Source organism: Streptomyces soli, from assembly GCF_003999195.1.
Lineage (GTDB): Bacteria > Actinomycetota > Actinomycetes > Streptomycetales > Streptomycetaceae > Actinacidiphila > Actinacidiphila soli.
In genome coordinates, this window is record NZ_RJVR01000216.1 from 34,225 (window position 1) to 53,563 (window position 19,339).

At 68.0% G+C, this 19,339-nt stretch carries 24 protein-coding genes and 2 pseudogenes; 7 read left to right on the top strand and 19 right to left on the bottom strand.

Features of this window, described 5'->3' with window-relative positions; all coding sequences use genetic code 11:
- Nucleotides 1-36: 36 nt before the first annotated feature.
- From EFK10_RS20665 to EFK10_RS20680, 4 genes and pseudogenes are all read right to left on the bottom strand, one after another.
- Complete coding sequence (locus EFK10_RS20665) at nt 37-612, bottom strand: hypothetical protein (RefSeq protein WP_127357143.1); 576 nt, start codon at nt 610-612, stop codon at nt 37-39.
- Nucleotides 613-667: 55 nt separating this feature from the next.
- Complete coding sequence (locus tag EFK10_RS20670; protein ID WP_127357144.1) at nt 668-1,147, bottom strand: helix-turn-helix domain-containing protein; 480 nt, start codon at nt 1,145-1,147, stop codon at nt 668-670.
- A 176-nt stretch (nt 1,148-1,323) separates the two neighbouring features.
- A pseudogene (locus tag EFK10_RS52705) lies at nt 1,324-1,992 on the bottom strand (FAD-dependent monooxygenase); the annotation flags it as partial.
- Nucleotides 1,965-2,248: pseudogene (locus EFK10_RS20680) on the bottom strand (helix-turn-helix domain-containing protein); the annotation flags it as partial. The pseudogenes EFK10_RS52705 and EFK10_RS20680, both read right to left, overlap by 28 nt.
- Before the next feature lie 104 nt (nt 2,249-2,352).
- Here EFK10_RS20680 and EFK10_RS20685 point away from each other — a divergent pair.
- Nucleotides 2,353-3,060, top strand: a complete 708-nt coding sequence (locus EFK10_RS20685; protein ID WP_127357145.1) for an SDR family NAD(P)-dependent oxidoreductase — start codon at nt 2,353-2,355, stop codon at nt 3,058-3,060.
- A gap of 189 nt (nt 3,061-3,249) precedes the next feature.
- On the opposite strand, the gene EFK10_RS20690 is transcribed toward EFK10_RS20685, so the two are convergent.
- Entirely contained in the window at nt 3,250-3,603 is a 354-nt protein-coding gene (locus tag EFK10_RS20690; RefSeq protein WP_322973365.1) for an ArsR/SmtB family transcription factor, read from the bottom strand.
- Between the two features lie 207 nt (nt 3,604-3,810).
- Between EFK10_RS20690 and EFK10_RS20695 the strand changes: the two genes are divergently transcribed.
- Nucleotides 3,811-4,362, top strand: a complete 552-nt coding sequence (locus EFK10_RS20695; protein ID WP_127357147.1) for a DinB family protein — start codon at nt 3,811-3,813, stop codon at nt 4,360-4,362.
- Between the two features lie 22 nt (nt 4,363-4,384).
- On the opposite strand, the gene EFK10_RS20700 is transcribed toward EFK10_RS20695, so the two are convergent.
- Nucleotides 4,385-4,840, bottom strand: coding sequence for an NUDIX hydrolase (locus EFK10_RS20700; protein WP_127357148.1), 456 nt, complete (start codon nt 4,838-4,840; stop codon nt 4,385-4,387).
- A 193-nt stretch (nt 4,841-5,033) separates the two neighbouring features.
- Here EFK10_RS20700 and EFK10_RS20705 point away from each other — a divergent pair, with 193 nt between their 5' ends.
- Nucleotides 5,034-5,438 carry a VOC family protein gene (locus EFK10_RS20705; protein WP_127357149.1) on the top strand — a complete coding sequence of 135 codons (405 nt, stop codon included), beginning with the start codon at nt 5,034-5,036 and terminating at the stop codon, nt 5,436-5,438.
- 50 nt (nt 5,439-5,488) lie between these two features.
- Here EFK10_RS20705 and EFK10_RS20710 read toward each other — a convergent pair whose 3' ends face one another.
- Together EFK10_RS20710 and EFK10_RS20715 are read right to left on the bottom strand one after the other, a co-directional pair.
- Nucleotides 5,489-6,520, bottom strand: coding sequence for an aspartate-semialdehyde dehydrogenase (locus EFK10_RS20710; RefSeq protein WP_127357150.1), 1,032 nt, complete (start codon nt 6,518-6,520; stop codon nt 5,489-5,491).
- Entirely contained in the window at nt 6,517-7,407 is an 891-nt protein-coding gene (locus EFK10_RS20715; protein ID WP_127357151.1) for a dihydrodipicolinate synthase family protein, read from the bottom strand. Before EFK10_RS20715 ends, EFK10_RS20710 begins: the two co-directional genes overlap by 4 nt.
- Before the next feature lie 84 nt (nt 7,408-7,491).
- Here EFK10_RS20715 and EFK10_RS20720 point away from each other — a divergent pair, with 84 nt between their 5' ends.
- Nucleotides 7,492-7,920 (top strand): GNAT family N-acetyltransferase, encoded by a 429-nt coding sequence (locus EFK10_RS20720; RefSeq protein ID WP_127357152.1) that lies wholly within the window; start codon nt 7,492-7,494, stop codon nt 7,918-7,920.
- Between the two features lie 3 nt (nt 7,921-7,923).
- Here EFK10_RS20720 and EFK10_RS20725 read toward each other — a convergent pair whose 3' ends face one another.
- From EFK10_RS20725 to EFK10_RS20760, 7 genes are all read right to left on the bottom strand, one after another.
- A complete protein-coding gene (locus EFK10_RS20725; protein ID WP_127357153.1) occupies nt 7,924-8,997 on the bottom strand; it encodes a phosphotransferase in 1,074 nt (357 codons plus the stop codon).
- Nucleotides 8,998-9,110: 113 nt separating this feature from the next.
- The gene (locus tag EFK10_RS20730) at nt 9,111-9,776 is read right to left on the bottom strand and encodes an HAD family hydrolase (RefSeq protein WP_240677357.1); all 666 of its coding nucleotides are present in this window, start codon (nt 9,774-9,776) and stop codon (nt 9,111-9,113) included.
- A 32-nt stretch (nt 9,777-9,808) separates the two neighbouring features.
- Complete coding sequence (locus EFK10_RS20735) at nt 9,809-10,603, bottom strand: hypothetical protein (protein ID WP_127357155.1); 795 nt, start codon at nt 10,601-10,603, stop codon at nt 9,809-9,811.
- Nucleotides 10,604-10,612: 9 nt separating this feature from the next.
- Nucleotides 10,613-10,828, bottom strand: a complete 216-nt coding sequence (locus EFK10_RS53350; RefSeq protein WP_127357156.1) for a hypothetical protein — start codon at nt 10,826-10,828, stop codon at nt 10,613-10,615.
- A gap of 32 nt (nt 10,829-10,860) precedes the next feature.
- Nucleotides 10,861-11,751, bottom strand: coding sequence for a GntR family transcriptional regulator (locus EFK10_RS20745; protein WP_127357157.1), 891 nt, complete (start codon nt 11,749-11,751; stop codon nt 10,861-10,863).
- 325 nt (nt 11,752-12,076) lie between these two features.
- On the bottom strand, nt 12,077-13,378 hold the full coding sequence (locus tag EFK10_RS20755; protein WP_127357159.1) for a phosphotransferase family protein: 1,302 nt from the start codon (nt 13,376-13,378) through the stop codon (nt 12,077-12,079).
- Nucleotides 13,379-13,551: 173 nt separating this feature from the next.
- Entirely contained in the window at nt 13,552-14,451 is a 900-nt protein-coding gene (locus EFK10_RS20760) for a GntR family transcriptional regulator (RefSeq protein ID WP_164836084.1), read from the bottom strand.
- A gap of 270 nt (nt 14,452-14,721) precedes the next feature.
- On the opposite strand from EFK10_RS20760, the gene EFK10_RS47615 reads away from it, so the two are divergent.
- Nucleotides 14,722-14,889 (top strand): hypothetical protein, encoded by a 168-nt coding sequence (locus EFK10_RS47615; RefSeq protein WP_164836085.1) that lies wholly within the window; start codon nt 14,722-14,724, stop codon nt 14,887-14,889.
- Between the two features lie 98 nt (nt 14,890-14,987).
- A complete protein-coding gene (locus EFK10_RS20765) occupies nt 14,988-15,167 on the top strand; it encodes a hypothetical protein (RefSeq protein ID WP_127357161.1) in 180 nt (59 codons plus the stop codon).
- Nucleotides 15,168-15,169: 2 nt separating this feature from the next.
- Here EFK10_RS20765 and EFK10_RS20770 read toward each other — a convergent pair whose 3' ends face one another.
- A complete protein-coding gene (locus EFK10_RS20770) occupies nt 15,170-16,411 on the bottom strand; it encodes a GNAT family N-acetyltransferase (protein ID WP_127357162.1) in 1,242 nt (413 codons plus the stop codon).
- A 268-nt stretch (nt 16,412-16,679) separates the two neighbouring features.
- Nucleotides 16,680-17,237, bottom strand: coding sequence for an RsiG family protein (locus tag EFK10_RS20775; protein WP_206305526.1), 558 nt, complete (start codon nt 17,235-17,237; stop codon nt 16,680-16,682).
- A 213-nt stretch (nt 17,238-17,450) separates the two neighbouring features.
- On the opposite strand from EFK10_RS20775, the gene dtd reads away from it, so the two are divergent.
- The gene (gene dtd, locus EFK10_RS20780) at nt 17,451-17,876 is read left to right on the top strand and encodes a D-aminoacyl-tRNA deacylase (protein WP_127357164.1); all 426 of its coding nucleotides are present in this window, start codon (nt 17,451-17,453) and stop codon (nt 17,874-17,876) included.
- Nucleotides 17,877-17,900: 24 nt separating this feature from the next.
- Here the strand turns inward: dtd and ygfZ are convergent, their stop codons facing one another.
- Both ygfZ and EFK10_RS20790 read right to left on the bottom strand, forming a co-directional pair.
- A complete protein-coding gene (gene ygfZ / locus EFK10_RS20785) occupies nt 17,901-18,866 on the bottom strand; it encodes a CAF17-like 4Fe-4S cluster assembly/insertion protein YgfZ (protein ID WP_127357165.1) in 966 nt (321 codons plus the stop codon).
- The gene (locus tag EFK10_RS20790; RefSeq protein WP_127357166.1) at nt 18,863-19,318 is read right to left on the bottom strand and encodes a Fur family transcriptional regulator; all 456 of its coding nucleotides are present in this window, start codon (nt 19,316-19,318) and stop codon (nt 18,863-18,865) included. The genes ygfZ and EFK10_RS20790 overlap by 4 nt, the downstream gene beginning before the upstream one ends.
- Nucleotides 19,319-19,339 lie beyond the last annotated feature (21 nt).

The window sequence follows — 19,339 nt, forward strand, 5'->3', positions numbered from 1 at the left end:
CGCTGTCACGGTCTCGCAACCGTCACCACTGACCCATTACTGGCCGGGCTTGGGCGGGGTCTTCTTCGGCGTGACCTTCTTCGCCGCGGTGGGCTGCTGCTGCTTCGCCGGCTCAGCGGGAGCCGGCGCCGCGGGCGCGGGCGCGGGCGGCCGCACCGGGTCCGGCTCGATCGCGATGGCGACCTCTTCCACCTGGTCGGCGGCCTCGCCGCGCCAGGTCGCCACGGCACCCTTGCCGCGCTCGGCCAGCCCGTCGTACGTCTCCCGGGCCTTGACCGCGTACTCCGCCGCCCGGCCGACCTGCTGCAGCGCGAAGTCCTGCGCGGCCTCGCGCAGCTTCTTCACGTCGCCGTCGATCGTCCCCAGCAGCTCGCTGACCTTGGCCTGCGCCTTGGTCTGCGCCTCCTTGGCCTGCGCGGTGACCTTCTCCTGCACAGCCTTGGGGTCGGTGCCGCGCACCTTGTCGATCTGCTGCGGCGCCTCCGCCTTCAGCTTCTCGAACAGCGGCGGGACCTCCTTCAGCTTCTCCGCGGCGAGGTCGGCGGTGCCGGCCAGCGCGTAGAGCGGCGTCGGGTCCTTGAACGTCTTCACGATGTCTTCGGTGATCGCCATGAGGGTTTCTCCCGTGGTGAGGGTTTTCGGCGTTGTCCGGTCTGCTATCGATCTGCTATCCAGCGGCCGCGGCGTCATCGCCACTGCCACCGGTCGTCCTCGGCTTCAGCACGGCCACAGCCTTCTTCGCCGTCTTCTTCGCCGCCCGCTTGCGCGGCGGCACCGGCGCCTTCGGCTGATCCTCGTCCACGGCGCCGTTCTCCTTGCGGAACGACTCGTAGATCTGCAGCAGCACCTGCTTCTGCTTCTCGTTGATCGCCGTGTCCGCCAGAATCGCGGCCCGCAGCTCCAGCCCCTCCTGGTCCCGCTCGTCCAAGATCCCCGCCTGCACGTACAGGGTCTCGGCCGAGATCCGCAGCGCCTTCGCGAGCTGCTGCAGGATGTCCGCGCTGGGCTTGCGCAGCCCTCGCTCGATCTGACTGAGGTAGGGGTTCGACACCCCTGCGGCGTCGGCGAGTTGGCGCAGCGACAGCTGCGCGTTACGGCGCTGCTCGCGCAGGTACTCGCCGAGGTTGCCGACGTTCAGTGAAGCCATGCTTCGATACTGCCCCGTAGTGCTAACTATTGCAAGCGGATCGCTTGCAAATGGCTTACGTGGCGACGAGGCGTCCTGTGAGCCTGAGCACGATAGGTGTCGTATTTGCAAAACACCTGTCGTGTCCTGTCTCACGCGATCACAACGGCCCACCCTTTCGGGCCACAACTGCGCGCTCAGCCGACGGCAGCGCCGAACCCCTTGGGCAGCTGGCTGAGCAGATCCTGCTGATCTTCACCGACCCACGCCACGTGGCCGTCCGGCCGCAGCAGCGACGCGGGCGCGTCCAGTTCCTCGCTGACGTCGACGACGTGGTCGACCCGATCTGCCCAGCCCGCCACCGAGAGCCGGCCGGTCTGGTCGAGCAGCAGCCCGCGGCCGCCGTGCATCAGCTCGTAGAGACGCCCCCGCTTCAGCCCCACGTCCCGCATCCGCCGGCCGAGCAGTTCATGCCCCTCGCCGAAGTCGTAGCGGACCCCGACCGCGGTGATGATCCCGGTCACCTACCGGTTCACCTCCTCGAAGTCCATCAGCTTCGAGAACAGCTCCCGCAGCGCGGTCGCACCCGGATCGGTCCCCAGCAGCGTGATCTGCGTGCGGGTGTTGTCCAGCACGCGGGCGCCCACCGGGTGCCGTTCGGCGTGGTAGCTGTCCAGCAGCCCCTCCGGTGCCCAGCCGTTGATCGCGGCGGCCAGCTTCCAGCCGAGGTTGAACGCGTCCTGCACGCCGAGGTTGAGCCCCTGCCCGCCGGTCGGCGGGTGGATGTGCGCCGCGTCGCCGGCCAGCAGCACCCGGCCGACCCGGTAGCGCTCGGCCTGCCGGGTGGCGTCGCCGAACCGGGACAAAACAGGTGTGCGCGCTCGTCTCCCGACAGCCGCAGGGCGCGGGCCAGAGCCTCGACGACCTGCGCCGACGGGTTGGTCGCCCGGCTCTGTTCGAGGCGGGTGACGTAGTCGACGGAGATCCCGGCCAGCAGGGCCAGCTCCTCTCGGCGCAGCCCGGCCGCGCGCGCCGGTGTCCGCCGACGGGCAGACCGGCCGTCTCGGGCGAGACCCGGTCGCGCCGGCGCCGCACCGCCTGCCCGAATTCCGTCGCCGACATGCCACCAGTGAACACCGTCCACCGGGGGACTTGCCTGGTACCAGCCATCCCAGGATGACGGGACGACTGGCTGACCATGCCGCCGCACCGCAACCATGGAAGGCATGACAACAACACTCATCACCGGAGCGAACAAGGGCCTGGGCTTCGAGACCGCCCGCCGGCTCATCGCGGCAGGTCACACTGTCTACGTGGGCAGCCGGGACGCCGACCGCGGGCGCCGGGCCGCCGAGCAGTTGGGCTCGCGGCCCGTCCTCCTCGACGTCACCGACGACGCCTCCGTCGCGGCCGCAGCGAAGACCATCGAGGCCGACGGCGGACTGGACGTGCTGGTCAACAACGCGGGCATCGAGATGCGGACGGCGGACGGAGGTGTGGTCGGCGCCGCGGAGGTGACGGCCGACATGATGCGGACGCTGTTCGAGACGAACGTCTTCGGCGTCGTTCGCGTCACCCACGCGTTCCTGCCGCTGCTGCAGCGCTCCGCCGCCCCCGTCGTGGTCAACGTCAGCAGCGGCCTGGCCTCGATGGCCCGGGTCACCGACCCGAGCACACCGACGTATGCGTACCCGGGGGTCTCCTACCCGGCGTCGAAGACCGCGGTCAACATGATCACCGTGCAGTACGCGAAGGCCTTCCCGGGCATGCGGATCAACGCGGTGGAGCCCGGCTACACCGCGACGGACCTGAACGGCAACACCGGCACGCAGACCGTCGAAGAGGGCGCCGAGATCATCGTCCGCATGGCGCAGGTGAGCCGCGACGGCCCCACCGGAGCCTACTTCGACGCCGAGGGCCCCCTCCCCTGGTAAGGAAGGGAATCACCAGGTGGGAGACCCCGACACGGTCGGGGCCTCCACCGGCCGGCCGAGACCCACCGCTGGTCACAGCCTCGGCGTAATGCTGGCTCGCCGCCGACTCCGAAGCAGCCGAGGCCGTGCTCCCCGATCCCGCCACCGAGTGGGAGGACTGCGGCACCTGGAAGACGGACGGCCCGGCCGTTATCCCTGGGACGCAGCTTTGCATACGGGCAGAGGCCTATGGCGAGACAGCGGCGAGGACGGATCGGCGACCGACGTGCGGGCGTAGAGCACTGAGCGGCCGGCTCGGTGGGTGGTGACCAGGCCCACGTCGCGCAGGGCGGCGAGGTGCTGGGACACACCGGGCGGGCAGATGCCGGTGCGGTGGGCCAGCTCGGTGGTGGAGGCGGGAGTCTCCAGTTCGGTCAGGAGCAGGGTCCGTGAGCGGCCGAGTACGGCGGCGATGGCGTCGGTCCTGCCGACGGGCCGGGGCTCCCACAACGACCCCACGCCGCACGCCGGGTAGGCGAGTTGCGGAGGCTCCGGCAGCGTCACGCGGGTGAGGGGGCCAGGCCTGGTGAACGCCGAGGGAATCAGCAGCAGCTCCGCGCCCGCCGTCCTCCGGGAGCGCGTCCGGTGTCGGAGGGCCAGCCGTAGCCAACACGCTGCCACCTTCCGGAGCATTGCGGACTGAAACTGACCGCAAGGTCTCGTACCTTCGAAGGAAGGAAAGACGCACGACGAAAGCAAGAGGTGTACGCCATGCCGACCTTGGTACCCGCGGAGACGGACGAGCGCGACGGCCTGCTCAAGTTCCTGGACGCCCAGCGCGGCGGCCTCCGGCGCGCCGTCCTCGGCCTCACCGACGAACAGGCCACGACCCAGGCCGGCGCGAGCTCCCTCACCCTCGCCGGGCTCATCAAGCATGTCGCCCGCACCGAGGAGGTCTGGGTCCAGGGCACCCTGATGGGCCGCCCCGAATTCGCCGGCAACGAGGCGGACTACGTCAGCGGCTTCCAGCTCCTCCCCGACCAGGGCGAGACCCTCGCCTCCGTCCTCGCCCGCTACGACGCCGTCGCCCGCGCCACCGGGGAGGCCGTCAACAGCCTCCCCGACCTCGAAATCACCGTCGCCCTCCCCGAAGCCCCCTGGTACCCGCCCGGCATGAAGGTCTCCGCCCGCTGGATCCTCCTCCACCTCATCGAAGAGTTCGCCCGCCACGCCGGCCACGCCGACATCGTCCGCGAGTCCCTCGACGGCAGGACCGCATTCGAACTCGTCGCCGAGTCCCTCTCCCAGGAGGGAAGGCACTGACCCTGAAAGCTGTACGGCACGGCTACCGGGCCGGTCCGCTGAGCCGAGCGAGGCCCAGGTCGATCGCCTCCACCCGGCTCGGCGCGCGGTTCTGCGGGTCCCACCAACGCACTGCGGCAATCTCCTCGTTCGGCCGGAACTCGCGGGGCGTCACACACCGCCCCGCGAACAGCGCACCGTACTCGGGACGTTGCTCGGGGCCCAGCGCGAAGCGTGCGTAACCAACGAAGGTGACAGGCCCGTCGGGCACCTGCCCGGTCTCCTCCCGGAGTTCGCGCACCGCGGCCTCGCGCGGGCTCTCCGGGGGTTCGATCATGCCGTCGGGCAGTTCCCAGGCCTTGCGGTGGCGGTCGAAGACCAGCAGGACCCGGTCACCGCACCAGAGGGCGAACAGAGCGAGCGGCAGCGGCGCGTCGCGCGGCGGGGCGGCCTCGTCGGCGCCGCGGTCGAAGGCGATCAGCCGGTCGGAATCAGGCATCCAGCACCCGCAGGACCTCTTCGTGAAGGGCGGCGTTGGAGACGAGCACCCCGGACGGTGATGACCGGGCTGCGTCGCTGACCGCGCCGCCCGCCCGATGGGCTTCGCGCCGATGAGTTTCGCATCGAGGGGCCGTCTACCCCTTCGTAAGCCACCAAAGCTCACCGGAACTCATCAGAGACGAGGGCACACCATGTCCACGAAGATCTTCGTCAACCTGCCTGTGAAGGACCTCGCCAAGTCGGTCGCCTTCTTCAAGGGGCTGGGTTACTCCTTCAATCCGCAGTTCACCGACGAGAACGCCGCCTGTCTGGTCATCAGCGACGACATCTTCGCGATGCTGCTCGTGGAGCCGTTCTTCCGGCGGTTCACGAAGAAGGAGATCGCCGACGCCACGACGACCACCGAGGCGATCGTCGCCCTCGGCGTGGAGAGCCGGGAGCGGGTGGACGAGCTGGCCGACAAGGCGCTGGCGTCGGGCGGCCAGGCCGCGAACGAGACGAACGACCAGGGCTTCATGTACGGGCGGAGCTTCCAGGACCCGGACGGGCACATCTGGGAGGTCCTGTGGATGGACCCGAAGACGGTGGAGGGGTGAGGACGCGGCTGCCGCCCGCACGGGGGGGCGGCAGCCGCGTACCGCGTTGCTCAGCGGGCGGAGAGCTCCGCGGCGACCAGCTCCGCGATCTGGACGGCGTTGAGTGCCGCGCCCTTGCGGAGGTTGTCGTTGGAGAGGAAGAGCGCGAGGCCGTGCTCGACGGTCTCGTCGACCCGGATGCGGCCGACGTACGACGGGTCCTTGCCGGCGGCCTGCAGCGGGGTCGGAATCTCGGAAAGCTCGACGCCGGGGGCCTGCGCCAGCAACTCGTAAGCGCGCTCGACGCTGATCGGACGCTCGAAGCGGGCGTTGACCTGGAGCGAGTGACCGGAGAAGACCGGGACGCGGACGCAGGTGCCGGAGACCTTGAGCGCGGGGATCTCGAGGATCTTCCGCGATTCGTTGCGGAGCTTCTGCTCCTCGTCGGTCTCGAAGCTGCCGTCATCGACGATCTTGCCGGCCAGCGGCAGCACGTTGAAGGCGATCGGGCGGGCGTAAACCCCGGGCTCGGGAAACTCGACCGCCTCGCCGTCGAAGGCCAGTTGGTCGGCGGTCTCCACGACCTTGAGCGCCTGCTGGTGCAGCTCGGCGACGCCGGCGAGCCCCGAGCCGGACACCGCCTGGTAGGTGGTCGCGACCAGCGCGGCCAGCCCCGCCTCCTCGTGCAGCGGCTTGAGGACCGGCATGGCGGCCATGGTGGTGCAGTTGGGGTTGGCGATGATGCCCTTGGGGCGGTCCGCGATCGCGTGCGGGTTGACCTCGGAGACGACCAGCGGGACGTCGGGGTCCAGCCGCCAGGCGGAGGAGTTGTCGATCACGACCGCGCCGGCCGCCGCGACCTTGGGCGCCAGCGCCTTGGAGGTCGCCCCGCCCGCCGAGAAGATGACGATGTCCAGACCGCTGTAGTCGGCGGTCGCAGCGTCCTCGACGACCACCTCGCCGTCCTTCCACGGCAGCGTCCGCCCGGCCGAGCGGGCCGACGCGAACAGCCGCAGCTGCTCCACCGGGAAGTCGCGCTCGGCCAGCACCTTCCGCATGACCCCGCCGACCTGGCCGGTTGCTCCGACGATTCCGATCCTCATCGCGTCTGTCCCGTCTCTCCGATCAGTGCGTACGTACGGTCCCGAGTATCCCCTGCTGCGGCAAGTGCCCGGACGGCCGTCTCACGCGCTGGGCCCCCGGCGGCCAGCAGCGGCAGCCGTACGTCCGGGGTCGGGATCCGCCCCTGGGCGTGCAGTACCGCCTTGATCACGGTCGGGTTCGGCTCCGCGAACAGCGTGGCCGCCATCGCCGAGAGCTCACGCCCGAGCCCCGGCTCGTACGCCCGGAAGAGCTCCACCCACCGCCCGGTCCCAAGGTGCGCCGATGCCAGGATCCCGCCCGGCGCCCCCATCGCGAACAGGGCCGGCGCGAAGACGTCGTCCCCGGCATAGAGCGGGACCTCGCCGACGAGCGCCACGGTGTCGGCGTCGATGCCGCCGACCGCGTGCTTGAAGCCGATGACGCCGGGGATCGCGGCGAGCGCCCGTACCGTCGCCCGGCTGAGGGTCTGCCCGGTCCGATACGGGACATTGTAGACAATCAACGGAACTCTCGAAGCAGCCGCCACCCGCTCGAAGTGCGCCACCACCCCCGCCTCCGACGGCCGCGTGAAATACGGCACCGTCACGAGCGCCGCATCCGCCTCCAGCCCCGCGACCTCCGCCTCCGTCCGCCGCGTGTCATTGGACCCGGCCCCGACCGTGAAATGCGCCCCGCGCTCGCGGCACACCCGGCCCACAACCTCGCTGACCGCAGCCTTCTCGCCCTCATCAAGCGCCGCCGCCTCCGCCGTGGTCCCCAGCGCCACCAACCCGGCGGCCCCCTCGTCCACCAGCCCCTGCGCCAGCCGCTCCAACGCGGCGCCGTCGACCCGCCCGTCCTCACCGAACGGCGTGATCAGCGGTACGTGAATTCCCTGCACATCCATACGCCGAGCCTGCGCCACCCCGACCATCAAGGTCCATTTAATTGTTGTGCACGGAACCAGTAAGCAACACTACGATCCGCGCGTATGACGCCGATGCAAACGCCGTACGAGATCTCCACCGACCCCGCCCGCCTCGACCGCGACCTCATCCACCACTGGCTCTCCACCGACGCCTACTGGGCCCTCGGCCGCCCCCGCGCCAAGCAGGACGCCGCCATCTCCGTCTCCCTCAACTTCGGCGCCTACGACACCACCACCGGCGCCCAACTCGCCTACGCCCGCGTCATCACCGACCACGCCACCTTCGCCTGGCTCTGCGACGTCTACGTATCCCCCACCGCCCGCGGCCGCGGCCTCGCCACCGCCCTGACCACCGCCGTCCGCGACCACCTCAAGCCCTTCGGCCTCCGTCGCATCCTCCTGGCCACCCACGACGCCCACAGCGTCTACGCCAAGGTCGGCTTCGAACCGCTGGCGGACCCGGAGCGGTGGATGGCGCTGACCGTGAACTGACCGCTACGCGGTGACGGACTCGTCGCGCCCATGACCGCGATGCCAGTCGGACAGAGCCAGTTCGATCTCGGAGGGGGTCGGTGTCTTCTCGATCCCCAGCGGTTGCTTCGCTGCCTCAAGCGCGCGCCGCACGGCAGCGGTCGCATGCTGAAGCCGACTCTGGTCGGGCGACGCGCCCAAAGAGACCGCGCCCCGGATGACGTCCGTGTAGACGTCCTGCATCCGCTTGTAGTCGAGGTAACGCGGAAGATCCACATCGGCCCCCCGGGACACTTCCTCCCCGACTGCTCGCTGCCATCGCTCGAACATCTCGTCCGCCTGCTCCTGGGGGTACCGCATCAAATGCAGGTGTGTGACCAGGTCATAGAGCGGATCGCCGACCTGGGCGAGTTCCCAGTCGATGGTCCACAGTCGGCGGTCGGGATCGACGATGAAGTTCTCCCGGTGCAGATCCGCGTGGAGAAGACGGTAAGGACGCCGGATCAGGCCGCCTTGCTTCTCGACGCGTTCTACGAACCTGTCCAGGGCGTGCTCCGGGATACCGAGTGCTTCGAAGAGCCGGCCGTATTCAGTGCGATTCCGCTCGTAGACGTGCTCGCGGGTGTGGTCGACCATCCGCCTGAGGAACGCCGTCGAGTCCCGCTTGTCCACGGCGCCAGGGCGAGTGCAGATCCCCTGCCGCTCGAGAATCCGCGTGTCGAACCGGGCGAGGTTGCGAAAGAGCTGCGCGATCTGCTGGAGGTAGTGCGGGTCGATGGCCGTGTCCACGGCACTGGTCTCCCCGAGCGTCCTGCCCTCGATGAAGATCGAAACGCAGACCTGACCATCGACGCGCAGCACCCTCGGGATCCTGCGCACGTACGGCCGCAACTCCCTGATGAGTTCTTCCTCGGAGCCACGGTAGTCGTACCAGAAAACGTCCGATCTGGGCTCAGACACCTTCAGTCGTGGACCAGTGGGGTGAATCCGCACGGCATAGGATTCGCGGTGATGGCCCTTGAGAGGACCCTCCACCTCGGAATCCCGCCTCAGCGCAGCCGCGACGTCCTCAACGGCGGCGGCGGTCAAAGCACCCATCGACTGCGAGTCCTATCTTCCCTAGTGTCTCTACGCCCCGACCGCAACCCATAAGCGGCGTGGGGGGCTCGCCACACATCTAAGCCCGCGGCCGGGTCGAGACTCACCGGAATTCATCCATCCGAAACAGCTCTGCACACATCCTCCAGCGAAGAGACCACGTGAGAGGCCCCCGCGTCGTACAAATTCGCCATCTTCTCCGCGTCTCGCCCGTATCCCAAAAAGGTGACGCCGACCTTGTGTGCGGCGATGAAGTCGTCGGCGCTGTCGCCGATCATCAGGCACTCGGCGGGCGTTGTCTCCGTCGACCTCAGCGCCCTGATCAGACACGACGGATCCGGCTTCATCAAACCCGGGTCACCGGTGCGGCCGTGGATGTGCGACCCGAAGCACTCCCTGAGTCCCCGGCCGTCAAGATAACGCTCAGCAACCAACGGCGAGTTGTTGGTGGTGACTGCCACGCTGCTGCCCTTGGCGGAGAGCAAACGGACCAGCTTGTCCGCGTATGCCGTGGGTATCGCCGATTTGACGGCCTTCAACTCGTGCTTGGTCAACAGCTCTTCGAGCTCACGGTCCCTGCCGAGACCCATCGAGTCACGCAAGACCCGCAGCGGGTCATCAACATCAGGGGCGTCGGGGGCCTTCAGGCCCCAATCGATGAGCTGTCTCTTGAGTACGCCGGCGACATCCGCCGCCGGATAGCCGGCGAAGAGTCTGGCCACAGGTCCGTCGAAGTCGAACAGCACGCACTTCGCAGAGGCCACGAGTTCACGCAGCACGGGTATCTCGGTAGGGGCGGGGGAGGGCAACGTCACTCGAAGAGTGTCAACGGCTCGGCGATCGTTGACCAGAGGGAGTCGAACCACCTCTGGGAACGGCGCACAAACTCCACATCATGAGGATCCGGGTCGTTCCCTCCAGTGGAGTAGTGGAAGAGTTGGGCATCCAGCCCCAGGAAATCGTAGATCATCATGTCCTCTCGCTTGATGGAGACCGTGCGGTCGACGACTTCGTAGTAGGCGAAGAGTGCCTCGCGGCCATTGAGTAGATACAGCTTGTGCGTAGGCGTGTAGGGAACCGTCTTGATCTGCAGAGACACCTCGGAGACGAGGCGACGGTCGGCCACGTCCTGAAGGGAGTTCTGGAAGACCTCGGCTTGGTTCCGCGTGAGTCTTCTCAGCCGTTTCAACGGCTGCTCGTCACTCGCGTCGTCGACCCTCCGCGGTACGGCGAGGGGACCTTCAAGCGTTGGCAGCAACAGCCTTACTGTGATGGTGCCAGGCTGGATGTCACCTGACCGGATCCGCTGCAGCGGTACCTGAACAGCCTTGTTGAGAGTCTCAGTGGTGAGTGAGAACACATCGAGAGTCACGCGTTCGACCTCAAACGCGGCAGCTACGTGGGCGGCGAGCTCAGGCTCTGCCTGACCGTGCCGTGATCGCTTTACGCCCACCCGCTGGGCCACCGGCCGGTCCAGGACGTACGCGCCCCGGCCCCGCTGCCGCCCGACCCGGGGACGGCCGTCTTCGATCTCCGCTCGCAGCTCAGCTGCGATGCGGCGGTAGGGCGCGGTTACGTCGCCATCCGATCCGGGCTTTGGGGTCACAAGCACAAGCTACCCAGACTTCGCCAACTTGTTGATAGATATGCCGATCATCCCCCCGGGCGTGACGCGGCAAAGCTCCTTGGCGTTCAAGTCAAGACGCACAGCGCGCTGTCTCTTGAGTGCGCCGGCGACATCCGCCGCCGGATAGCCGGCGAAGAGTCTGGCCACAGGTCCGTCGAAGTCGAACAGCACGCACTTCGTAGAGGCCACGAGTTCACGCAGCACGGGTATCTCGGTAGGGGCAGAGGAGGGCAACGTCACTCGAGGAGTGTCAACGGCTCGGCGATCGTTGACCAGAGAGAGTCGAACCACCCCTGCATCTCGCGCACGCTTGCCTGGTCGTAGGGATCCGGGTCAGGGCCCTTGGCCGAATGATGGAAGAGCATCGCCGCGAAGCCCAGGAAGTCGTATATCTCCATGTCCTCTCCAGCGATGGGCACCGAGCGTTGTACCACGTGATAGTAGCCCGACAGGGCCTCCGTGCCGTTGAAAAGGTAGACCTTGAAGAGCGGAGTGATCTCCACCGTTCGCATCTCGACAGCCACGTCTGAGACGAGTCTCTGGTCTGCCAGCGAAGCAATGGAGCTGAGCAGGCTGGCTGCGTGAGTCTGAGCCAGCCCCCGCAGGCGGTTCAACGGCCGACTGTCTGAGGCGTTCACGACCCGCCGTGGCACCGCAAGGGGGGACGTGAGGCTGGGCAGGAGAACTCTGAGCCTGATCGACTCCGGCTGCAGTTCCCCCGCCCGGATTCGGCCTAAAGGGGCCTGGATTGCGGCCCCGAGTGACTCAGTGGTCAGGGTGAACGTGTCCAACGTGACATGTCTCGCTTCAAACGCACTGTTGAGGTGGTTTGCCAGGACGACTCCGGCCTGGCCGGGCATCGCACGTTCAGAGACCGGTAGCGTCGCGGACCGGTCCAAGACGTACGAGCCGCGGCCCTGCTGGGAGTCGATGTAACCGTCCCGCCGGAGTTCCTCCAGCGCACGCTGGACGGTCGCCCGGGAGACGGCGAATCGCCGGCACAACCTCTCCTGCGTCGGAATCTGATGCCCTATGGGCAACAGGCCCTCATCGATCTGCTCGCGCAACTCCGCGGCGATGCGGAGGTACGGCGGGATCCCGTCCTGCGCGGGACTTTGCGCACTCATGACAAGACCGTACAACTGTCAGTCAAGTGCGACGGGTTGACCGAACAAATGCGGGACTTGGCTGAGAGCGTTTGACGCTGGCAACAGCCCGAGCTATGGAGAGCACAACCGGCATGGACAGGCGGAGCACTTACCCAGGTTGTTGGGACATCAAGCCAGGTCAAGTGCGCTGCAGTGGGCCAATGGTGGGCAGCAAGGCTCACGCCTACTTTGATGAAAGGTCGAGCAGTCGGCCAACCTCAGTCACCGCTCGACGGCCAAAGGAGGTACGGCGATGGTCCTCATCAGCTTGACCGAGTGGATCGCGGCTTATGCAGCTGACCAACTAGTGACCATGAAGTACGGCGCGGTCGGCGCCCTGGCCCTGGGCCTGGTCGCTGTGGGCCGAAAGACCCGCAACGCCACTTGCCACTGCGCCGGGCTCGTCGCCTTGGCTTTGCTGCTCGCCCAGTAGCCGTTCCTGTAGCCGCTGCCAGCCGACGGACAGGCCACGCTTAGGCCGCCCCTGCAGCTGGCTGCGGTGCCAGGCGGTGAGTGCCTCCCGGGTCGTCTCCTCGTCCGCAATGGAGCGCAGACGAAGAGGGTTCGCGGCCTTCAGCAGCGCATCACGCACGACCCTGACTGCCGACTCCATGCCGTCCGGACCGTCGGCGTTCAGTAGATCGCGCGCCGCACGCATGACGTCGGGGTAGACGGACTGGGCATGTTCGAAGGCCAGGTAATGGGGCAGGTCGGTCTCGAGTCCGGCAGCCGATTCGACAGGGACGGCATTGCGCCACGCCTCGATTACCTGGTCCCTTTGGTCGTCGGGGTATTGCATCCGGACCAAATGGGTGGCCAAGTCGTGCATGGGATCGCCAAAGGACGCCAATTCCCAGTCGAGAAAATACAGGGGCCGATCCGGATCGTCCGTGACGATAAGGTTGTCACGGTGCAAATCGGTGTGCAGTAGGCCGAAGGGGCGGCGCTGCATGGATGGGATGACCTTGGCGAAATCCCGCATGGCGGACGGACCGACGCCCAGCGCTTCGAAGAGGTCTCCGAACCGGTTCCAGTTCGGTCGGCGGATCCGCGTCTCCGTCATACGGGCGAGCCGACGCAGATAGCCAGTGCTGTCACCGTTGCGCGGCCAGCTCGGGGGCAGCAGGGGCACATCGTTGCGGTTCAGACGAGTCATGACGCCGAAGAGTCCTGCCAAGGCGTCGATGTAGTAGGCGTCCACAGCCTTGCCAGCCGGGCAGCGCTCCGATAGGGCGGTGCCCTCCACCCAGAGATGGACGGAGGGCTTACGACGGGGGTCCAGCGGCGACGGGAGGTTCGGGATCTTACCCCGGAGCTTCAGCAGGATCCGCGACTCGCTCTTCCAGGTACGGGGGACTACCGCCAGCGCGTCCGGCCGTGGCACGCGGACTTTGACAAGGCTCTGGGCCTGTTGTCCGAGTTGCTGCGCGAGGTGGGGAAGCAGCGGCATGAGAAAGTTGTGGTTGTGGTGGCCACCGGCGAGCTCGCCGTATTTCATGGCGTGGCTGACGAACCGGTCGTAGGCGTCCCCGCTGACCTTGCCGGCTTCGGCAACACAGCTTGGAGGCTGTGGCGACCGGTGGTCGAGAGGGACGGCAGTACCCACAAGGCTGCTCCTGGCTTGTCACGGCGTCACTGGGCGCAGGCCCAGCAGACAGGCAGCCCCCTCAATCCACACGGGTTCGGTCGCCGTTCTGGATTGGGGCGCCAGCCTAGTGGGTAAACTACCGTCTGCAACCGAGTCTCGCTATGCGAGCATGCAGGGTTAACGCAGATGATTCACTCAAAGAGCGGCTGCTCTTCGTCCTGCGCAATGGTTTCCCACAGGGATTGAAACCACCTCTCGGACTCCTCGAGGAATTCACCCTCCAGGTTGAACAACTTCGCGTCGACTCCATGCACGTCGTAGATCTGGATCGTGTCGCCGCCCCCGACGCCCAGCTCCCGCTCCATGAAGCGGTAGTAGCCGAAGACGCCCCGGCTGCCGTTGAGCACGTAGAGCTTGTGGACGGGGGTGATCCGGACCGACCGGACCACGAGCTCGACGCTGGCGACGTAGTTACGCTCACGTAGATCCTTGAGTGAGTTGACTAGGCCGTACGTGTGCATGTTGGTCAACCGGCGCAGGCGGTCGAGGGGACGCTCGTCCTTGGGCTCGTCGACGCGCTGGGGGACGGCGAGGGATGTGGCCGGACTGGGGAGGACCAAGCGGACGCGGATGCTCCGGGGGGCCGGCTGGCCGGACATGATGCGCTGCATTTGCATGAGCAACGCACCGTTGAGCGATTCGGCTGTCAGACAGAAGGCGTCGATGGTGACCACGTCGGACTCGAACGCCTCCTCGATCGCTGCGACGAAGTCGACGGTCTCGCCGGAACGGGCAGTGGCGGAATCTTGCCGGTGCGAGACACCGTTGGCCGAAGAAGTGACCGCGGAGCCGGGGTTCCCGGCGACGAAAACGCCGCGGCCCTGCTCGGAGTTGACGTAGCCGGCCTTCTGGAGGTCCTTGAGGGCGCGCTGGATGGTGGCGCGGGAGACCCTGAAGCGTTCGACCAGCTCGAAGTGGGTGGGGAGTTGAGATCCGGCGGGGAGGTCGCCGCTGTCGATCTCGGCACGCAGAGATTCAGCGACACGCTTGTACGTGTGCTTGGCCTCGCTCGCTGGACGATCGCCGGTCATGCTGCCCAGCGTACAACTTCTGGTCATGCGAAGCGTGTTGGTTGCTACAAGTTTATGGATCGACAGTCAACGGGGACAACAACTACAGAGCTAATCAGTCAACTAGCTCAACTTCATGCGGAGTTGAGCATGTTGATGCAACGGGGTTCGCGGTCCCGGCCGGCCCGATGACGTGCCGGTAGGGGCAGCGCTTACGGCTAGGCGCGCCGATTGTCACATCTGTCCGCATCGTTCAACGATGCCGAACGCGCCACAAGGAAGGGGCCCGAGATGCCCGCTCTCGCTCTGTGTGCCTTCGCCTTCGAACAGCTTGTGCAGTACCGCTACGGCGCCGCTGGTGCGGTCGCCTTCGGGATGTTCACGGTGGGCCATAAGGCCCGGAACACCACGTTCACCTGTGTGGGGCTTGTGGTGATCGCTCTGCTGCTCGCCCACTAGATCAACTGGATCACTGGCTTTCACGCTCCTCCCAGCCGGCCCGACGACGTTCCGGCGACGGGATCCCTCGCCGTCAGCCGCCTGGAAGGGGTGGGCTCATGCTGTGGAACCAAGTCGTGCTGGCGCTGCTGGGCCAGTTACTGGAACGGGCATACGGGCCGTTGATGGCGGTCGGGTTGTTCGTGGTGGCGGTGGGGTGGAAGTCCCGGTCGCTGAAGATCTTCTGTGTGGGCGGCGTACTGGTGTTGATCGCGATTCGTTCTGTCTGGTGGGTCTGACCTCAGAAGATGTCCGGGCACCACGGGCGCCGCGGGGTGCGGAAGAGGGTGTCCGCGAGGGCGGCCGAGCCGGGGCGGTGTTCGGTGAGGTGGCCGAGGGCGGAGAGGCGGACGGCGGAGGCGTCGCCGAGGTAGAGGGCGCCCAGGGAGGAGACGGGGAGGGTGAGGTCGTGGGAGGCGGTGGTGGGGGCGCAACTGGCGGTGGAGTCGGGGGCGACGTCGAGGCGGAAGCGGCCGGAGGCGAAGCCACCGGGGTCCACCACGTCGAGGACCAGGGTGCCGGGGGCGGCGTAGGTGCGGGCGGCAAGGGCGCGGGGGGCGTCGAGAACGCGGAGCCACATGAAGTCGGAGGAGTGGTCGACACGGGCGGAGCGGGGGTCGCCGAGGAGGTCGGGGAGGAGGTCGTCGGGGGGCCGGTTGCCGGTGCGGAGCTTGGTGAGCCAGTCGACGGAGAGGAGGTAGCGCCATAGGGCGCGTTCGGCGTCGGGGGTGGTGGCGATGAGGTGGCTGACGGTCAGGGGGCAGTCGGGGTACATGCCGTGCCACTTCTCCTCGACCTTGTACGTGGCGAGGCCGTCGACGCGGTCGGAGGCGGTGTCCCGGTAGACGACGAAGAGCGGTTCCGTCCAGTCGGCGGAGGGGATGCGGACGGCGCCGGTCGAGAGCTCCCACCAGCGGTCGGTGCGGTTGATGGCGCCGGGGGTGAGGCGGCGGAAGCGTTCGTGGAGTTCGGGGCCGAGCTTGAGGACCTCGGCGGGGTCGGCGAAGTCGATGCGGCCGCCGTCGGGGAGGGCGAAGGGGCCGAGCTGGGTGCGGGGGACGTCGACTTCCCACTCGGTGATGGTGGTGGCGGGACCGAAGCCGAAGCGGCCGTAGATGGGGTGCTCGGCGGCGATAAGGATGGCGAGGGCGTCGCCGCGTTCGCAGGAGGCGGTGAGCTCGTTGGCCATCATGCGGCTGGCGAGGCCGCGGCGGCGGTGGCTGGCGTTCACGGAGACGTTGGTGATGGCGCTCGCGTCGAGCAGCGCACCGCCGGGGACGGTGAGTTCGCGGGGCATGCTGCGGAAGGTGGCCACGCAGCGGCCGTCGTCGTACGCGCCCTGGGTCCGGTCAAGATCCATGCCGTCCCGGCGGACCTCGACCTCCTCGTCCGACACGGTGGGGGCGTGCAGGAAGCCCCGGTTGAGGGCACGCAGCCATTGCGGCAGGTCGGAGGCGGTGAGGGTGCGGACGTCAAGGCTCATGTCCAGCACGCTATTCGGGCGGATGCGCGCTCGCACATGGTTTTGGAGCGTCCCGTCAGAACGCGGCCACCTCGCCGACCCAGCAGGACCAGCGAGCCGCGGTGCCGGCCCTCCACGAAGCCCGAGCGGACGACCTCGGCGAGGACGGGGTGGGCTGACGGCTGACGGCTCATGCGCACCGACGGTCGACGGTCGGCGAGTGAGCCGAGGTGGAGCGGCCGCTGTCGAAACGGGGGCACTCCTCCAGGCGAACTCGCCTCAAAAAAGATCAGTCCCCGGTGAGCAGGTCGTCGACCCGCGCTTCGCCCTCCCGGTAGCGCCGGGCGATCTCCCTGCTGCATCCGTCAACCGTACGCTGCAGAGTCTGGCGGCGCCGGGAGACCTGCTGTTCGTGGCGGACCAAGCGGCCCATGGCGTCGTGGAGTTCGTCGTCGGTGCGGGCGGTGAGGTCGGACAGCTCGACCTCGGAGAGCATCTGCTCGGCGAGGCGGCGGTTACGTTCGCTGACCGGGGTGCCGAGGGTGACGTGGCGGGCGGAGGAGCGGTGGCGGGACGGGCTGTCGGTGAGGATTTCCGGGAGGCGGTCGAGGACGTCGGGGCTGGCGATGCCGTCGGGTGAGTCGGGTGCCGTACGACGGCCGGTCTCGGCCCGCAGGATGTCGATGCGGCCCTGGAGCAGCCGGCGCAGGTAGGAGAGGTCGGCCTCTTCCTGCTGGGCGTCGCGGCGCAGGATGCGCAGCCCGTCCAGGGTGAGGGCGGACAGCTCCGGACCGGGCCCGGGGTCCGGGAGCGGGCCGTAGGGGCGGGGGCCCGGTGCCTTGAGCATGCGCTGGCTGCCTGTCTGATTCGTACTACCCGTACTACCGCTGGTGGTCATGCCTTTCGTCCCCTCGTCCGGCAGGATTCGATCGTGCCACTGTGCGAGGGTGCCGCGCAGCGACACTGCACCCGAACGGCCCCTGCGTACTGGTGCACGCACCACCAGCCGGGCGTACGGCCCCGGCGCCGCGCGCCCCCTCGGGGCAGGGAGAATGGGGCCATGCGTGCGGTGGCCCAGCGGGTGAGTGAAGCGAGTGTGGTGGTCGACGGCGAGACGGTCGGGGAGATCGTCGGGCCGGGCCTGTGCGTGCTGGTGGGGGTGACGCACGGGGACACGGCGGAGAAGGCGGCGCTGCTGGCGCGCAAGCTGTGGAGCCTGCGGATTCTGCCCGGCGAGAAGTCCTGCTCGGACGTGGGCGGGCCGCTGCTCGTGATCAGCCAGTTCACGCTTTACGGTGACGCCCGTAAGGGGCGGCGCCCCACCTGGAACGCGGCCGCGCCGGGGGATGTCGCGGAGCCGCTGGTCGATGAGGTGGTCGCGCAGCTGCGGGCGCTGGGCGCGCACGTGGAGACGGGCCGGTTCGGGGCGGACATGAAGGTGTCCTTGACGAACGACGGCCCGTTCACGTTGCTGGTGGAGATCTGACCGGCGCAGCGGCCGCTTAGCCGCTTACGGCTCGACGATCACTTCCTGGGCCGCCGGCGTGCCCTCGGCGGAGAGCATGGCGTCGGTGGGGGTGTTGCGCTTCACCACGGCCAGGGCGATCGGCCCGAGCTCCCAGTGGCGCGCGGAGGATGTGATGGCGCCGATGGGGCGCCCGTCGGGGCCGTCTTCGGCGAGGCGGAGGACGGTGCCGGGGCCGGGGAGCTTGACCTCGCTGCCGTCGAGGTGGAGGAAGACGAGGCGGCGCGGGGGACGGCCGAGGTTGTGGACGCGGGCCACCGTCTCCTGGCCGCGGTAGCAGCCCTTTTCGAGGTGGACGGCGGTGGTGAGCCAGCCGAGCTCGTGCGGGATGGTGCGGTGGTCGGTCTCGAGGCCGAGGCGGGGGCGGTGGGCCTCGATGCGCAGGGCTTCCAGCGCCAGGATGCCGATGGGGTTGCCGACGGTCTTCGCGTACGTCTCGAGCTCGTCGCGCGGGACGAAGACCTCGCGGCCGTACGCGGTCTCGCGCACGGTCCAGCCCTCCGGCACGGGCGAGATACTGCCCGCCGGGAGGTGGACGACGGCGTACCGGTCCGTCGCGTCGGCGATCTCCACCTGGTAGAAGAACTTCATGCTCTCCAGGTAGGCGATGAGGGCGTCCTGGGTGCCGGGCTCGACGTGGATCCAGGTCGTCGCGCCGTCGTCGACGAGGTACAGCGCGTGCTCGAGGTGGCCGTGGGCGGAGAGGACCAGGGCCTCGGTGGCCTGCCCGGGCGGCAGCTCGCTGACGTGTTGGGTGAGCAGGAGGTGGAGCCAGGGGAGGCGGTCCTGACCGGAGACGGTGACGACGCCGCGGTGGGAGAGGTCGACGAAGCCGGTGCCGTCCGCGAGAGCGCGCTGCTCACGGAAGAGGTCTCCGTAGTGAGCGGCAACGCTTTCGTCAGGGCCTTCTGCGGGGACGGCGCCGGGAAGCGACAGCAAAGGGCTCTTCATGAGTCAAGACTACGGCTCGGTGTTGGATCCTTGGCCTTTGGTGAACAGTCGGCGCATCGTCCGAAGATCGCGAAGTGCTTCATGTCGGTCTCGAAGCCGTACGCGACCTTGAGCCGGTCGGTGAGCGCGCTCGCCACGGACACGTCGGCCTCGATGACGGTGCCGCAGTCCCGGCACACCAGGTGCATGTGGTGGTGCCGGTCCGCGAGGTGGTAGGTGGGCGCGCCGTGCCCGAGGTGGGCATGGCTGACCAGGCCGAGCTCCTCGAGCAGCTCCAGGGTCCGGTAGACGGTGGAGATGTTGACACCGGAGGCGGTCTTGCGGACCTCGGTGAGGATCTCGTCCGGCGAGGCGTGCTCCAGGGCGTCGACGGCCTCCAGGACAAACTGGCGCTGCGGGGTGAGCCGGTACCCGCGCTGCCTGAGGTCGCTCTTCCAGTCCGTGGTCACCACCACTCCAGTGTATTCAGTTGT

Excerpts from the sequence above, each read along its gene's own strand:
- EFK10_RS20665 (WP_127357143.1), bottom strand. The coding sequence starts at position 612 with ATGGCGATCACCGAAGACATCGTGAAGACGTTCAAGGACCCGACGCCG.
- EFK10_RS20670 (WP_127357144.1), bottom strand. The coding sequence starts at position 1,147 with ATGGCTTCACTGAACGTCGGCAACCTCGGCGAGTACCTGCGCGAGCAG.
- EFK10_RS20685 (WP_127357145.1), top strand. The coding sequence starts at position 2,353 with ATGACAACAACACTCATCACCGGAGCGAACAAGGGCCTGGGCTTCGAG.
- EFK10_RS20695 (WP_127357147.1), top strand. The coding sequence starts at position 3,811 with ATGCCGACCTTGGTACCCGCGGAGACGGACGAGCGCGACGGCCTGCTC.
- EFK10_RS20700 (WP_127357148.1), bottom strand. The coding sequence starts at position 4,840 with ATGCCTGATTCCGACCGGCTGATCGCCTTCGACCGCGGCGCCGACGAG.
- EFK10_RS20705 (WP_127357149.1), top strand. The coding sequence starts at position 5,034 with ATGTCCACGAAGATCTTCGTCAACCTGCCTGTGAAGGACCTCGCCAAG.
- EFK10_RS20710 (WP_127357150.1), bottom strand. The coding sequence starts at position 6,520 with ATGAGGATCGGAATCGTCGGAGCAACCGGCCAGGTCGGCGGGGTCATG.
- EFK10_RS20715 (WP_127357151.1), bottom strand. The coding sequence starts at position 7,407 with ATGGATGTGCAGGGAATTCACGTACCGCTGATCACGCCGTTCGGTGAG.
- EFK10_RS20720 (WP_127357152.1), top strand. The coding sequence starts at position 7,492 with ATGACGCCGATGCAAACGCCGTACGAGATCTCCACCGACCCCGCCCGC.
- EFK10_RS20725 (WP_127357153.1), bottom strand. The coding sequence starts at position 8,997 with ATGGGTGCTTTGACCGCCGCCGCCGTTGAGGACGTCGCGGCTGCGCTG.
- EFK10_RS20745 (WP_127357157.1), bottom strand. The coding sequence starts at position 11,751 with ATGAGTGCGCAAAGTCCCGCGCAGGACGGGATCCCGCCGTACCTCCGC.
- EFK10_RS20760 (WP_164836084.1), bottom strand. The coding sequence starts at position 14,451 with ATGACCGGCGATCGTCCAGCGAGCGAGGCCAAGCACACGTACAAGCGT.
- EFK10_RS47615 (WP_164836085.1), top strand. The coding sequence starts at position 14,722 with ATGCCCGCTCTCGCTCTGTGTGCCTTCGCCTTCGAACAGCTTGTGCAG.
- EFK10_RS20765 (WP_127357161.1), top strand. The coding sequence starts at position 14,988 with ATGCTGTGGAACCAAGTCGTGCTGGCGCTGCTGGGCCAGTTACTGGAA.
- EFK10_RS20770 (WP_127357162.1), bottom strand. The coding sequence starts at position 16,411 with ATGAGCCTTGACGTCCGCACCCTCACCGCCTCCGACCTGCCGCAATGG.
- EFK10_RS20775 (WP_206305526.1), bottom strand. The coding sequence starts at position 17,237 with ATGCTCAAGGCACCGGGCCCCCGCCCCTACGGCCCGCTCCCGGACCCC.
- dtd (WP_127357164.1), top strand. The coding sequence starts at position 17,451 with ATGCGTGCGGTGGCCCAGCGGGTGAGTGAAGCGAGTGTGGTGGTCGAC.
- ygfZ (WP_127357165.1), bottom strand. The coding sequence starts at position 18,866 with ATGAAGAGCCCTTTGCTGTCGCTTCCCGGCGCCGTCCCCGCAGAAGGC.